At 70.1% G+C, this 13,504-nt stretch carries 18 protein-coding genes; 11 read left to right on the forward strand and 7 right to left on the reverse strand.

Annotated features, from left to right (window positions below; translation table 11 throughout):
• Positions 1-11: 11 nt before the first annotated feature.
• Together modA and RF650_RS02595 are read left to right on the forward strand one after the other, a co-directional pair.
• Positions 12-782 carry a molybdate ABC transporter substrate-binding protein gene (gene modA / locus RF650_RS02590; protein ID WP_368813987.1) on the forward strand — a complete coding sequence of 257 codons (771 nt, stop codon included), beginning with the start codon at positions 12-14 and terminating at the stop codon, positions 780-782.
• A complete protein-coding gene (locus tag RF650_RS02595; protein ID WP_368813988.1) occupies positions 779-2,515 on the forward strand; it encodes an ABC transporter permease in 1,737 nt (578 codons plus the stop codon). The genes modA and RF650_RS02595 overlap by 4 nt, the downstream gene beginning before the upstream one ends.
• Before the next feature lie 11 nt (positions 2,516-2,526).
• Here RF650_RS02595 and RF650_RS02600 read toward each other — a convergent pair whose 3' ends face one another.
• Genes RF650_RS02600 through RF650_RS02615 form a run of 4 tightly spaced genes read right to left on the reverse strand, consistent with a single transcriptional unit; the run spans position 2,527 to position 3,576 of the window.
• Complete coding sequence (locus RF650_RS02600) at positions 2,527-2,712, reverse strand: hypothetical protein (protein ID WP_368813989.1); 186 nt, start codon at positions 2,710-2,712, stop codon at positions 2,527-2,529.
• Positions 2,691-3,053, reverse strand: coding sequence for a hypothetical protein (locus RF650_RS02605; protein WP_368813990.1), 363 nt, complete (start codon positions 3,051-3,053; stop codon positions 2,691-2,693). Before RF650_RS02605 ends, RF650_RS02600 begins: the two co-directional genes overlap by 22 nt.
• Positions 3,044-3,247 (reverse strand): hypothetical protein, encoded by a 204-nt coding sequence (locus RF650_RS02610; RefSeq protein WP_368813991.1) that lies wholly within the window; start codon positions 3,245-3,247, stop codon positions 3,044-3,046. The genes RF650_RS02605 and RF650_RS02610 overlap by 10 nt, the downstream gene beginning before the upstream one ends.
• Entirely contained in the window at positions 3,244-3,576 is a 333-nt protein-coding gene (locus RF650_RS02615; protein ID WP_368813992.1) for a hypothetical protein, read from the reverse strand. The genes RF650_RS02610 and RF650_RS02615 overlap by 4 nt, the downstream gene beginning before the upstream one ends.
• A 160-nt stretch (positions 3,577-3,736) precedes the next feature.
• Here RF650_RS02615 and RF650_RS02620 point away from each other — a divergent pair, with 160 nt between their 5' ends.
• Positions 3,737-4,030 (forward strand): putative quinol monooxygenase, encoded by a 294-nt coding sequence (locus tag RF650_RS02620; protein ID WP_064846468.1) that lies wholly within the window; start codon positions 3,737-3,739, stop codon positions 4,028-4,030.
• A 72-nt stretch (positions 4,031-4,102) separates the two neighbouring features.
• The gene (locus tag RF650_RS02625; RefSeq protein ID WP_311253968.1) at positions 4,103-4,672 is read left to right on the forward strand and encodes a hypothetical protein; all 570 of its coding nucleotides are present in this window, start codon (positions 4,103-4,105) and stop codon (positions 4,670-4,672) included.
• 147 nt (positions 4,673-4,819) lie between these two features.
• Here RF650_RS02625 and RF650_RS02630 read toward each other — a convergent pair whose 3' ends face one another.
• The gene (locus RF650_RS02630) at positions 4,820-5,899 is read right to left on the reverse strand and encodes a permease (protein ID WP_368813993.1); all 1,080 of its coding nucleotides are present in this window, start codon (positions 5,897-5,899) and stop codon (positions 4,820-4,822) included.
• 226 nt (positions 5,900-6,125) lie between these two features.
• On the opposite strand from RF650_RS02630, the gene RF650_RS02635 reads away from it, so the two are divergent.
• Positions 6,126-6,272, forward strand: a complete 147-nt coding sequence (locus tag RF650_RS02635; RefSeq protein ID WP_368813994.1) for a hypothetical protein — start codon at positions 6,126-6,128, stop codon at positions 6,270-6,272.
• A gap of 75 nt (positions 6,273-6,347) precedes the next feature.
• Here RF650_RS02635 and RF650_RS02640 read toward each other — a convergent pair whose 3' ends face one another.
• Positions 6,348-8,261: an AMP-binding protein gene (locus RF650_RS02640; protein WP_368813995.1), complete on the reverse strand. Its 1,914-nt coding sequence runs from the start codon at positions 8,259-8,261 to the stop codon at positions 6,348-6,350.
• A gap of 259 nt (positions 8,262-8,520) precedes the next feature.
• Between RF650_RS02640 and RF650_RS02645 the strand changes: the two genes are divergently transcribed.
• On the forward strand, positions 8,521-9,279 hold the full coding sequence (locus RF650_RS02645; RefSeq protein ID WP_368813996.1) for an SDR family NAD(P)-dependent oxidoreductase: 759 nt from the start codon (positions 8,521-8,523) through the stop codon (positions 9,277-9,279).
• Positions 9,280-9,485: 206 nt separating this feature from the next.
• On the opposite strand, the gene RF650_RS02650 is transcribed toward RF650_RS02645, so the two are convergent.
• Positions 9,486-10,406, reverse strand: a complete 921-nt coding sequence (locus RF650_RS02650; protein ID WP_368814042.1) for an NADP-dependent oxidoreductase — start codon at positions 10,404-10,406, stop codon at positions 9,486-9,488.
• Between the two features lie 202 nt (positions 10,407-10,608).
• On the opposite strand from RF650_RS02650, the gene RF650_RS02655 reads away from it, so the two are divergent.
• The 5 genes from RF650_RS02655 to RF650_RS02675 all read left to right on the forward strand — a co-directional run bounded on the left by RF650_RS02655 (position 10,609) and on the right by RF650_RS02675 (position 13,422).
• On the forward strand, positions 10,609-10,794 hold the full coding sequence (locus RF650_RS02655) for a hypothetical protein (protein WP_368813997.1): 186 nt from the start codon (positions 10,609-10,611) through the stop codon (positions 10,792-10,794).
• A gap of 104 nt (positions 10,795-10,898) precedes the next feature.
• Positions 10,899-11,492, forward strand: coding sequence for a hypothetical protein (locus tag RF650_RS02660; RefSeq protein ID WP_368813998.1), 594 nt, complete (start codon positions 10,899-10,901; stop codon positions 11,490-11,492).
• Positions 11,493-11,498: 6 nt separating this feature from the next.
• Positions 11,499-12,122: a thymidine kinase gene (locus tag RF650_RS02665; RefSeq protein WP_312918082.1), complete on the forward strand. Its 624-nt coding sequence runs from the start codon at positions 11,499-11,501 to the stop codon at positions 12,120-12,122.
• A 30-nt stretch (positions 12,123-12,152) separates the two neighbouring features.
• Positions 12,153-12,734, forward strand: coding sequence for an orotate phosphoribosyltransferase (pyrE, locus tag RF650_RS02670; RefSeq protein WP_368813999.1), 582 nt, complete (start codon positions 12,153-12,155; stop codon positions 12,732-12,734).
• Positions 12,727-13,422 carry a TrmH family RNA methyltransferase gene (locus RF650_RS02675; protein WP_368814000.1) on the forward strand — a complete coding sequence of 232 codons (696 nt, stop codon included), beginning with the start codon at positions 12,727-12,729 and terminating at the stop codon, positions 13,420-13,422. The genes pyrE and RF650_RS02675 overlap by 8 nt, the downstream gene beginning before the upstream one ends.
• Positions 13,423-13,504 lie beyond the last annotated feature (82 nt).

Here is a 13,504-nt window from a genome sequence, read left to right on the forward strand (position 1 = left end):
CGGCGACACGCATGCGCGCCCTGGCTTGCGCGGTGAGCGCGGTGGCGCTGGCCGGGTGCGCGGGAGCGTCGGACGGGGGAGGGGACGCGGCGTCGTCGTCCGATGAGGAGACGACCCTGCGGGTGTCCGCGGCGGCCTCGCTGACCCATTCCTTCGACGAGCTCGCGCGCACGTTCGAGGCGGCGCACCCGGGGGTGAAGGTCAGCATGAACTACGGAGGCTCGTCCGGGCTCGTGCAACAGCTGACCGAGGGCGCCCCCGCGGACGTCTTCGCCTCCGCTGACCAGAAGAACATGAAGAAGCTCACGGACGCGGGCCTGGCCGCGGGGGAGCCGAGCGTGTTCGCGACCAATGTGCTCACCCTCGCGGTACCCAAGGACAACCCCGCGGACATCACCTCCTTCCGGGACGTGGTGGACCGGGACGTCAAGCTGGTCACGTGCGCCCCGGAGGTACCGTGCGGTGCGGCCACGCAGGAGATCGAGAAGGCCAACGGTGTCGCGCTCCACCCCGTGAGCCAGGAGAACGCGGTCACGGACGTGCTCGGCAAGGTGACCTCCGGGCAGGCGGACGCGGGGATCGTGTACGTCACGGATGCCAAGTCCGCGCAGGACAGGGTCACGACCGTCGAGATCCCGCGCACGGATCAGGCGGTCAACAACTACCCCGTGGTCGTCCTCAAGGATTCCGCGGAGCCGGAGCTCGCCCGGCAGTTCGTGGACCTCGTCCAGGGTGACGAGGGCCGGAAGGTCTTGGAGGACGCGGGCTTCGGCGCACCGTGACGCGCGGGTTCGTCACGACCCCCCGGTGGGTCCTGGTCCCGGCGGTGGCGGGGGCGTTGGTCATCCTGTTGCCCTTGCTCGGCATGGTGCTGCGCATCGATTGGGCGCACCTGGGGGAGTTGCTCACGAGCGAGTCCTCGCTCGCCGCGCTGTGGTTGAGCCTTCGCACCGCGGTCGTGTCCACGGCGCTGTGCCTGGTGCTGGGGTGCCCGCTCGCCCTGGTACTGGCCCGTTCCACCGTGCGCGGCCTCACGCTCCTGCGCTCGCTGGTGCTGCTGCCGCTCGTGCTGCCACCCGTGGTGGGCGGTATCGCGCTGCTGTACACCTTCGGACGCATGGGTTTCCTGGGCGGCCCCCTGTCCTCGGCGGGCGTGGACATCGCGTTCACCACCGCGGCCGTCGTGCTCGCCCAGACGTTCGTGGCCCTGCCGTTCCTGGTGGTCTCCCTGGAGGGCACGCTGCGCACCGCGGGCGTTCGCTACGAACGGGCCGCGGCGGGCCTTGGTGCATCCCCCACGCGCACCCTGTTCCGGGTCACGCTGCCCCTGGTGCTGCCCGCGGTGCTCTCCGGGGCCGCGCTGTCCTTCGCGCGCTGCCTCGGCGAGTTCGGCGCCACCCTCACGTTCGCGGGCAGCCTGCAGGGCGTGACCCGCACGCTCCCGCTCGAGATCTACCTGCAGCGCGAGACCGATCCCGACGCCGCCGTGGCCCTCTCCCTGCTGCTCGTGATCGTTGCTCTGCTCGTCGTGGGGGTCAGTGCTCCCTCCCGACGACGCCGCGGCGCCGGCTTCCGCGCCAACCTCACCCGGTGGTTCGCGCCGGGTCCGCAGTGGGGTCCCCATCCGGAGGGATCACGGCCCCGGTCCGGTGGCTCGACGCAGTCCTCGAAGGACAGCCGCACTGCCCATGCGGTCGGGGACCGACCCGCGGCCGGGTCTGGGACGGCGGACGCCGGGGCCGGGCGGAATGGCGCCGTGGTCAGGACCGCAGCCGCATCCGCGGTTGCACCCGGGGGCGCGTCGGGCCTAGGGGTGAGCACGCCCCGCGCGGCGGGGGAGGCGCCCGGACTGATGGTCCGTGTTGAACACGACCGCCGCCGTGTGGCCGCCGAGTTCACGGTGGAGCCGGGAACCACCGCGGCCCTGATCGGGCCCAATGGCGCGGGGAAGTCCACCGTGTTCGACGTGATCGCGGGCCTGCTGGCCCCCGACCGCGGTGAGATCCGGGTGGGGGACGAATCCGTGCTGCGCGCCGGTGGGGCGGCCCAGGACATGTGGGTCCCGGCGCATCGCAGGGGCGTGGCCCTGATGGCCCAGGAACCGTTGCTGTTCCCCCATCTCAACGTGCTTGACAACGTGGCCTTCGGCCCCCGGGCGAGTGGCGCGGGGAAGGCGATGGCGCGGCGTCGTGCCCTGGCGTGGCTGCGCGAGGTGGACGCGCGGGCGTTCGCCCAGCGCATGCCGGACGAGCTGTCCGGCGGGCAGGCCCAGCGCGTGGCGATCGCGCGGGTGCTGGCCGCAGAGCCGCGCGTGATCCTGCTGGACGAGCCCCTGAGCGCCCTGGACGTGACCGCGCGGCCTCGGATGAGGAAGGTGCTCCAGCGGGTGCTCGCCGGGCGCACCGCAATGATCGTGACGCACGACCCGCAGGACGTGGCCAAGCTCGCGGACCATGTGGTGCGGCTGGAGCGGGCCGGCAACCGGGATCCGGCACCGCGCACGACCGCCGACTGAGCGCGGCGCGCCTACTTCACCTCGCGCGTGAGCACACGCCAGATCCCGATCACCAACGGGATCCCGATCCACAACAACCCGGAGGTGTCCGCCTGCGCCCATTCCGTGCCGGTGAGATCCAGCCCTTCTGCGAACGGGGTGAGTGCCGCTTTCACGTCCACCCACGCGGCGAGGATCAGGAAGGCCACGAGGGCCATGACCCAGGCGAGAGCACCGCGATGGTGCCCAGCGCCGCCACCGAGAGCAGTTTGGCGAGGACCACGCGCAGCCTGCGGGGTTCCTGCGTGAAGGGGATGAGCGCGGTGCGCTGGCTCCACTCATTGCATGCCGTGATGATCCCGAGCACGGGCAGCAGCAGACCCTGGGGGGTCGTGGTCACGGCCAGGGCCGCCGACAAGGGTGCGCCGTCGTTGCGTGCGACCCACATCAACAAGCCCAGAGCCAGAGCGGTCAGCATGCCGATGGCGATCAGCAGACCGCGCCCGGCGCGGGTGTCCACCTGCTTGCGCAGCTCGACGCGCGGCAGGGTCAGGGGCACACGGCGTCGAGCTCCAGCATCTCGTCCACCCGCGCCCTGCCCGCATCCGTGATGGTGGCGGAGAGCTGCAGCACCTCGCGGCCGGTGCGTCCGGGGTGCTGCGCAGCGGCGTCGAGCATCACGCCCACGTGTCGGCTGGGGTTCGGCAGCTCCGCGTAGCGGCGGCCCAGCACGAGCGCCTCACACGAGCTCACCGGCGTGAGACCGGTGAGCACCGCAGCCACCGAGGCAGGCGTGGTTTGTGGACATGTGCCTCCCACATGTCCAGGTCGATGGTGACCCCTGGGCCCACCGAATCCTGCACCCTCCCTGCGAGTCGTTCGCCCTCACGGCGGCTGGCCTCCCGCTGCTCTGCCGTTGGCCAGCCCCTCTCGTGGTCGAAGTTCCGAGTCCAGACCAGGACGTCCCTGGTGAGTTTCAGCGGGATGGGGAAGTCCTCCTGGTCCGGGAGACCGTTCTCTCCCCAGAACGGCCAGCTGAAGGTGTACTCGTTGAACATGCGAACGACGGGTGGTTCTGCCATGGCCGGTGCTCTCGGGTGGACGGGCAGCGCGTGGTGGGGACATCTTGCCGGGCCACGGTGCACGGCAGCGCATGCCTCCCCGCTGAACCGCGCCAGCTCGGGTCGGTAGCATGAGTCGGGCCGGTGACCGTCCGGCGTCAACATCGAGAGAGGACAACCCATGGCCTTCGTCTGCAGCGCCACCTGGACTGCGAAGCCCGGAGAGGAGGACACCGTGCGTGACGCGCTCTCCCACCTCTCCCCGGCCGCTCGCCAGGAGCCCGGGAACCTCTACTACCAGGCGTACCAGAGCCCGGAGGAGCCTGCCGTGTTCCGCATCTTCGAGGTGTACACGGACGAGGATGCGTTCACGGCCCATGTGAGCTCCGAGCACTTCGACCAGTGGGGAACACGCCAGGCGATCCCCGCCCTGGCGGAGCGTGCGCACAAGACCTACGAGACGCTCGACTTCTGACCGCCACACGTGACCAACTACGAGGGGACAACGCCGCCGCGCCCGGATCCTGCCCCGGCTGAACGAGGGCCCGTGTGGGCCCTTGTCCTCAGCGAGGTCTTCCAGGCGCCGCTCGTGCTGGCCGCGCTGCTGGTGGTCCTGCCGTGGACCGTGCACAGGAGCCTCGGGGCACTGCTGTGGGGCGTGATGGCGGCGCTGGCGGTCTGCGGGGTCTCACTCGCCACGGTCACGGTGCTGGCGCGTAGGGGTGTGCTCACCGACCACCACGTGAGCGTCAAGGAGCACCGCCGACCCGTGATGCTGGGGACCTTCGCGCTGGTGGCCGTGTTCCTGGCGGTCAACCTCGCGTTCCACGGACCCGTGGAGATCACCGGACTGCTCATGGCCACGCTCGCGGCGAGCGCGGTGGTCGCGCTCGTGAGCCCGTTCTGGAAGATCTCAGTGCACGGGATGATGATGGGCGGCACTGCGGTGATCCTGCCCGTCGCGGTGGGGCCGTGGGGTCTGCTGTTCCTGCCCGTCGCGGTGGCGGTGTGCGTGAGCCGCCGCGTCCTGCGTGCCCATACGTGGGCCCAGTTGTTCGCGGGCTTCGGTTTCGGGATCGTCGTCCTGGGCGGGATCTACGCACTGATCGCCGGTTGACGACGACGCCGCGCGGCCCGGTGCCGTCGCCGCGCCAGGGGTCATCGTGCCGTCGGCCCATGTACGGGCGGCCGGGGCGTCGACCGCTATGCGGGCGACTCGAGTATCTGGTTTGTTGCCCGGACCAACCGGCCCTGCCCCGCCGGCTCAGACCAGCGCGGTGAGTAGCGCTGCGGCCACCAACCCGCCGATCACGACCCACCCGGTGACCAGCAGCGTCTGTTTGGTCCCGAAATGTCGGGCGACCATGATGATCGAGGGGATGCTCAGGGCCGGCAGGGTGATGAGCAGGACCCCGGCCACCCCGTAGCTTGCGCCCGCCGCGGTGAGCCCCATGATCACCGGGATCTCGCCGCCGGTGGGGATCACCAGGGCCGCCCCGATCAGGCCCACGATGAGCAGCGAGAAGAGCCCGGCGTGGTCCGCGAGACCCGTGAAGTCCGAGAGCCATCCGGCGAACAACCCCACCAGCAGCACCAGGATCACGTACTCCGGGACGATCACCACCAGGTACCGGCCCAGTGCTCGCCCGAACCGGGTGACCAGCTCACCCCAGTGCTGCGGATCGGCGGGGAGGGCCTCGGGGGTCTGCACCGTGACGGTCGAGAACGTGCGGCTCACGAGCACTGCGGCGATCAACACCACCAGGATGCCCACGGCCACGCGCGTGGTCACGAAGGGCCAGGACATGGTCAGCGCCAGGAACACCAGCACGGCTGGGTTGAGCAAGGGGTTTGCGAGCCAGTACGCCATGGTGGCCCCCGCGGGCGCACCGCTGCGGCGCAGTCCGATGGCCACCGGCGCGGTGCAGTACGTGCACATCATGCTGGGCAGTGCCAGCAGCGCCCCGGAGATCCCCTGACCCCACGAGGTCTTGCGGCTGAGCACCCGCAGCAACCAGCGTCGGGGGACCAGGGATTCGAGGGCCGCGGCCACGAGCAGGGCAACGAGAGCGGCCTTCCATACGGCCTTCAGGTAGACCACGGTGAAGTCGATCGCACCCCGCAACGACGGCGCGGACCCCGGTTCACCCGCGGAGCCGAAGATCGCCGCCCCGTTCCACACCCCGGTTTCGGCGAGCGTCTGGGTCTTGGCCTCGTAGGGGAGCCACTTGGCCCACAACAGCCCGCCCACGAGGATCGCCAGGGTGATGCCCAGTCCCACCCACCCCAGGACGCGGGCGCGTGAGCGGTCGGTGGTCTCCACGGGAGTGACGGTGATGCTCACGGCGGGCCTTTCGCAGCAAGGAAGTTCCAGAGCGCCGTCATCCGGGAACGACGACGCCCGGCAAGCTTACGTCCGCGCCGGAGCTTCGGAGCGCAGGCCCGGGAACGCGCGACCCCGACATCACGCCGTGACGTGGGAGTGACGCAATGGACCCCTCTGTTGCACCCGTCACAGCGTTTTGGAAGGCTGGCTGGTGGATCAACAGTCGTCACCTCCAGGAGTTCCCGTGACCCGTGGTCAGGGAATCGTGCCCGCCGCACTGCCCGCCCACGTCGCGGACAACAACGCCTATTCCTGCGGTGTGCTGGACGAAGATACCCTGCACGTGTCCGGGATGGTGGAGGGCGCTGCGATGGGGCGGATCGCCACGTAAGGACGACGACGCCGCTGCGGCGCCATCCTGCCGCGCGGTCTGTCGGGTGCCGCGCGAGGTGAACTGCCCGGACCCCTACTTCCCGCGCAGCGAGGGGAAGTCAGGGTCCGAGAACTCGGTGTGCTCCCCGGTGGTCCCGCCCTCCGGGCCGCCCGGGTGCAGATGGGCTTCCCGGGTGCGCAGTTCCACCCGGCGGATCTTGCCGGAGATGGTCTTGGGAAGGTCGAAGAACTCGAGGCGCCGGATTCGCTTGTACGGCGCGAGGTTCACGCGGCAGTGATGCAGGATGCTCTCCGCGGTCTCGGCGGTGGGCTCGTGACCCGCGGCGAGCACCACGTACGCCTTGGGAACGGCCAGGCGGATGGGATCCGGCGAAGGCACCACTGCCACTTCCACGACCGCGGGGTGCTCGATCACCACGGATTCCAGCTCGAAGGGAGAGAGCCGGTAGTCGGAGGCTTTGAAGACGTCGTCCGCGCGGCCCACGTAGGTGAAGACCCCGTTCTCGTCCCGCGAGACCACGTCCCCGGTGTGGTAGACGCCGCCCCGGAACGCCTCATCGGTCTTCGCGGCGTCTCCGTGGTAGCCGGGTGTCAGGCTCACGGGACGCGGGTCCAGACGCAAGCACAGTTCGCCCTCGGTCTCGCTCACCTCACCGGTCGTGGTGTCGATCAGCACGGTCTCGTACCCGGGTAGCGCACGGCCCATGGCCCCGGGTTTCACGGGCATCCCGGGGGTGTTGGCGATCTGCAGTGAGGACTCGGTCTGACCGTACCCGTCACGGATCTCGGTGCCCCACGCGGCCTTGACCCGCGCGATGATCTCCGGATTCAGTGGTTCACCCGCGGACACCGTCTTGCGCGGCGGGTTCTTCAGATGGGTCAGGTCCGACTGGATGAGCATGCGCCACACGGTGGGCGGTGCGCAGAAGGACGTCACGCCCTCGCGGTCCATCTGGTCCATGAGTGCCACGGCGTCGAAGCGCGAGTAGTTGTAGAGGAACACGGTGGCACCCGCGATGAACGGTGCGTAGAAGTTGGACCACGCGTGCTTGCCCCACCCCGGCGACGCCACGTTCAGGTGCACGTCCCCGGGTTCCAGCCCGATCCAGTACATCGTGGACAAATGCCCCACGGGGTACGTGACGTTGGTGTGCTCCACGAGTTTCGGCAGGGACGTGGTCCCGGAGGTGAAGTACAACAGCAGCGGGTCATCCGCGGGCGAGGGCTCGGTCACCTCGAACTCCTCGGGACCCGCGAAGGAGTCCCGGTAGTCGATCACGGGGTGCTCCCCGATCTTCCGCGGGCCCGGTTCTTCACCCTCGCCCGACGACGCCGCAGTCCCGGCTTCCGGCGCTCCCGCAGCGTCGTCGCCGGCAGCAGCGGGCGACGGCGCGGCGTCGTCGTGCCCAGCGGAGGACGCGAAGACCGACGGTGCGGAACGGGGACGGTGATCGGGCTGATCGGGAACCTCGATGATCGTGAAGTCCCCGGGGACCTCCTCGAACTTCAGGGCGTTCGTGTGGGACGTGACCACCCAGGCCGCCCGGCCGCGCTCCACGCGGTCCTGCAGATCGGCGGGCCCGAGCATCACGGTCGTGGGGATCATGGGTGCGCCCAGTTTGGTGCACGCAAGCATGGTTTCCCACAACTCCACCTGGTTGCCGAGCATGAGGATGACCCGGTCACCGCGGCGCACGCCCCGCGAGCGCAACCATCTGGCCAGCTGCGACGAGCGCCGGGACAGCTGCGAGTACGTGCGGCGGGTCTCGGTGCCGTCCTCCTCCACGATCACGAGGGCCTCGCGGTCCGCTTCCTCGCCGCTGCCCAGGACGTCGAACCAGTCCAGGGCGAAGTTGAAATACTCGAACCGGGGCCACTCGAACTCGCGGTGTGCGGCGTCCAGGTCGGTGCGTAGGCGCAGCAGCTGGTCCCGTGCGGCGCGGAACCGCTGCGTGACGGAGTGTTCTGAGGCGGTGGTCTCGCTCATGGGATCCTTGCTGCGACGTGTGCGGATCCCCGGCCCGGCGCGCCGGTGGTGCTCGCGCCTCGAACCGGGGGTGGCTGGTTCCTCAAATTTACTGCACCGCACCGGGGCGTCGTCGCTGGTCGCGCGCTGACCGGGGCCTGCCGGCTCATGGGGCCCGTCGACCTGCGCGCACCGGAGCCGTACGATCGGGCGGAGAAGGCGACGAACGGCGTCATCAACAGCGTGCTGGACCGCCCACGAGGCGGGGAACGGAGCGGACATGGACATCAGGGACTCGACGGCGGTCGTCACGGGTGCGGCCTCCGGGCTGGGGGCGGCCACGGCCGCGGAACTCGTGGCGCGTGGGGCGCGCGTGATCGGCCTGGATCTGCCGCAGGTCGTGCACGCCGCCGCGCCGGTCGACGGCGTGCAATACGTGTCCGCGGACGTCACCGACGAGGAGCAGGTGCGGGCCGCCGTGGCCACCGCCGCGGACGTGGCGACGTTGCGCACCGTGGTCAATTGCGCGGGCATCGGGACCTCCGCGCGCGTGGTGGGCAAGAACGGCGTACACGACCTCGCGTTGTTCGACCGCGTGGTGCGGATCAACCTGGTGGGCACGTTCACGGTCCTCGCGCTCGCCGCGGAGGTCATGACCGCGCAGGAGCCCGTGGACGAGGCCGGTCAACGCGGCGTCATCATCAACACCGCCTCCGTGGCTGCCTTCGAGGGACAGATCGGCCAGGCTGCGTACGCCGCGTCCAAGGGTGGTGTGCATTCGATGACGATCGCCGCGGCGCGTGACCTCTCCTCCCGCGGGGTGCGCGTGATGACGATCGCCCCCGGGATCGTGGACACCCCCATGCTCGGTCGGGTGAGCGAGGATTTCCGCAGCGCCCTGGCGGAGTCCGTCCCCTTCCCGCACCGCCTGGCCCGCCCGGACGAGTACGCCCAGCTCGCGGGGATGATCGTGGAGCACGACTACCTCAACGGGGAGACCATCCGCATGGACGGCGCCCTGCGCATGGCGCCGCGTTGATCCTCGCTGCCGCGCGCCTGTCCCGTCCCGGCCACGCAGCCACGGGCGACGACACCGCACGGCCCCGCACATGACGATGCCTCGTCACGGTCCACCCGTGACGAGGCATCGTCGTGAAGTGGTCAGAGCTCCGTGGCCCCGGCCTGCGCGAAAGCCCCCGGGAGTCGCCCCGCTGAGGTCGAGACGCCCCCAGGGCGTTCCGCGGATCAGTCGACCGTGAGCACGATCTTGCCCACGGCGTGGCCCTCCTGGCTGGCGGTGAATGCGTCCGGCAGCTGCGCGAGCGGGAAGGTGCGGTCCACACGGACGGTGAGCTTGCCGTCGTCGGCCAGGCGGGCAAGCTCGGTGAGCTGCTCTGCGTCCGGAGAGACCCACATGTAGCTCCCGCCGTGCTCCTCCACCTCGGGGTCCGCGATGGAGGCGTGCTGGCCGCCGTCCGCGAGCACGGCGACGGAGTCCTCCACCACGCCGCCCACGAAGTCCACGACGATGTCCACACCGTTCGGGGTAAGCTCCTTGACGCGCTCCACGAGACCGTCCCCGTACTCCACGGGCTCCGCGCCGAGCTCACGCACGTAGTCGTGGTTCTTGGTCGATGCGGTGCCGATCACCCGCGCGCCGAACGCCTTGGCGATCTGCACGCCCATGCTCCCCACACCACCGGAGGCCGCGTGGATCAGCACGGTCTTGCCCTCCGCGAGACCCAGTCGGGTGAGCACCTGGTACGCGGTGAGTCCCGCGAGCGGCAGCCCTCCGGCCTGTTCCCAGGAAAGACTCTTCGGCTTGGGGGCGAGTGCGCGCACGGGGACGGAGACGTACTGGGCAAACGTGCCGCCGTGGATCCAGTCCTTGCGGGCGTAGGCGATCACCTCATCGCCCTCGGAGACGCTGGGGGTGTCGAAGCCCTTGCCCACGACGACGCCCGCGACGTCCCAGCCGGGGGTCGCCGGGAACTGGACGGTCATCATGGGATCCAGCCCGCCGGACATGACCTTCCAGTCCACCGGGTTGATGCCCGCGGCCTTCACCTTCACCAGGACCTCACCGGGGCCCACCTTGGGCATGGGCTGGTCGGTGAGCTCCAGTACGGAGGTGTCGCCGTACTGCTGATATGTCTGCGCCTTCATTGTGGTCATGTTTGTCTCAACAGCCCCGGGCGGGGACCTTATTCCATGCCGCAGCAAGGTCTGCCATTCCGGACCTGCCCCTGGGTGCCGGCGGCCACCCTCAACCCCCGCCGCAGCACGTGCGCCATGGCGTCCAGTCCTCCACCGAGGAGATCACGGACCGCGGCTACCTGATGCAGGCCGTCTCGCCCCGCCGGGGGTCATGGTGGTCGAGACGATCGTCGTCGCCGCGCTGCACGGCGCCTACGGCGGCCTCACGTGGGTGGCCTGCGCCAACTCGCGCGGTGTGGCCGTCTTCCTGGTCCTATGGCCTATGACCTATGGCCTATGGCCTATGGCCGTGGGGCGGCGTCGTCGTGCCTCTACCGGGCGCGTGCAGGAGCGCTGAGGCCAGGGACCAGGGGTGCGCGGCCTGACCCGCTCCGCAGGGTGAGCCGCAGCACCCCCTGGGCGTGGAATGGTGGACCCTGGGAAGAAACGACTTGTCGCCGAGTGGGAGCCCGCGCTCGGGCCTTCGTCACCTGGCCCGCGGCGTTGCCGGGTGCCCTGTTGCGGGACCTCGCGCTGGACGCACACCTGTGGGTCCTCGTCACGGACGCCGCCTCGGAGACCGACGCCGCCGCGTGGTTCGCGTCCCAGGGCGTCTCCCCGGACCGGGTCACGTTCGTCCATGCGCCGCAGGGCGACGACGCCGTGTGGGTGCGCGACTGGGGCCCGCACCCCGTGATGGACGAGCATGGTCAGCTGTGGTGCGTGGGCCCGCGGTACGTTTACGCCACGCCGTTCACTGCCCACGAGCCGGGAGCGCCTCTGGAGACTGCGGGCCGCGAGCCCCTCGCCGCGCTCGAGTCCGAGCCCGTGGACCAGCGTGCCCAGCCCGCGCTCAGCCGGGCGCTGGGGCTGCCGTTCGAGAAGCTCCCGCACGCCCATGCGGGAGACCGCACTGAACGGCGAGTACACGGCCCACCTGCCGCAGGCCCGGCCTCGGGCGAGATCGAGTACGCGGTCGAGGCCACCTCCGAGGATGGCCGCGTGCAGCGCTGGCCACGCCCGTCGAAGGCGTGGCTGCGGGCGGCGATAGACTGACCGACCGTGGCCAAGCTCTACTTCCGCTACGGCGCGATGAACTCCGGGAAATCCACGGCGCTGCTCCAGGCCGCCTACAACTACGAGGAGCGCGGACAGCGCGTGCTGCTCGCCAAACCCCACGTGGACACCAAGGGCGAGGACCAGATCCTCTCCCGGCTGGGTGTCAGCCGCACGGTGGACTTCCTGATCCAGCCCGGCGAGAGCGCCATGGGCCTGTTCAAGCGCCACTCCACCGGCGATGACCCGGAGGCCCTGCTCGAGCACGTGGACGCCCAGCCCGTGGCGTGCCTGCTGGTGGACGAGGCGCAGTTCCTGGAGACCGGGCAGGTGGACGACCTGCTACGGATCGCCGTGCTGCTGGACGTGCCCGTGATGGCCTACGGCATCCGCACCGACTTCCGTACCCGTTCCTTCCCCGGCTCCGAGCGGCTCATGGAGCTCGCCCACACCTTGGAGGAACTCAAGACCATCTGCCGCTGCGGACGCAAAGCCCTGTTCAACACGCGGAAGGTGGGCGACGACTTCGTGTTCGAGGGGGACCAGGTGGCCATCGACGGCGTGGCCGTCACCTACGAGTCCCTGTGCGCGGCGTGCTACCTGCGAGAATCCGGCGGCAGGCTGGGCTGAGGGGTTAGCCCCGACACGTAAACTGCCCGTATGAGCACCGACTTCTCTCCCGTGGACCTGGCCACCGCCCGTGAGCGCCTGCGCGAACTGATCAAGGACCTCGCCGTGGTGCGGGGCAAGGTCACGCTGGCCAGCGGCATCGAAGCGGACTACTACGTGGACCTGCGCCGCGTGACCCTGCACCACGAGTCCTCCCGGTACGTGGGTCAGGTCATGCTCGGTCTGCTGGACGAGGCCGGGATCGCGTTCGACGCCGCCGGTGGGCTCACCATGGGCGCGGACCCGGTGGGCAACGCGATCATGCGCACGGCCGGGGACCAGGGCCGCGCCGTCGACACCTTTGTGGTGCGCAAGGCTCAGAAGTCCTACGGCATGGGGCGTCAGGTGGAGGGCCCCAGCGTGGTGGGTCGGGACGTGGTGGTCGTGGAGGACACCTCCACCACCGGCGGTTCCGCCCTGACCGCCGTGGAGGCGCTGCAGAAGGCGGGCGCGAACGTCGTGGCCGTTGCCGTGATCGTAGACCGCCGCACCGGCGCCAAGGAGCGCATCGAGGAGACCGCGGGCGTCCCGTGCCTGTACGCCTACTCCAAGGACGAGCTCGGGCTTGACTGAGCCGGACGCGTCCGGGTCTCGGCAGGACGACGACGCTGCGCCCCGCGTCGTCGGCGTGGGCCCCTGGCAGGGCGAGTGGCCCGCCGGCGAGCGCTGGGACCCCGAGCTGCTGCGCGAGGGCGACCGCCGCAACGTTGCGGACCAGTACCGCTACTGGCGCATGGACGCGATCATCGCGGACCTGGACTCCAGGCGCCACGCCTTCCACGTGGCGGTGGAGAACTGGGAGCACGACTTCAACATCGGCTCCGTGGTGCGCACCGCCAACGCGTTCCTGGCTCGTGAGGTGCACATCATCGGGCGACGCCGCTGGAACCGCCGCGGAGCCATGGTCACGGACCGCTACCAGCACGTGCGCCACCACGCGAGTGTCGCGGAGTTCACGGCCTGGGCACGCGGCGAGGGACTCGCGGTGCTCGCGATCGACAACGTCCCCGGTTCCCAGCTGCTCGAGACGTTCGAACTGCCCGAACGCTGCGTCCTGGTGTTCGGTCAGGAGGGCCCGGGGGTCTCCGAGGAGCTCGTCGCGGAGGCGGACGCGGTGCTGGCCATCGAGCAGTTCGGCTCCACCCGCTCCATCAACGCCGGAGCGGCCGCCGCCGTGACCATGCATGCATGGATCCGCCGCCACGTGTTCGAGCAGCGTCCTGCGCCCTCGTCCGACGTCACGAAGGGCGTGGGAGCGTGAAAAAGGCCGGCCGACCATAGCCAGGAGGCAGAAGTTACCGTAGGGTCATGTGAGTTGAATCACATGATGAAAGGTTCGCATG

The sequence above is a fragment of the Kocuria sp. CPCC 205297 genome (assembly GCF_040981035.1).
GTDB classification, from domain to species: domain Bacteria; phylum Actinomycetota; class Actinomycetes; order Actinomycetales; family Micrococcaceae; genus Kocuria; species Kocuria marina.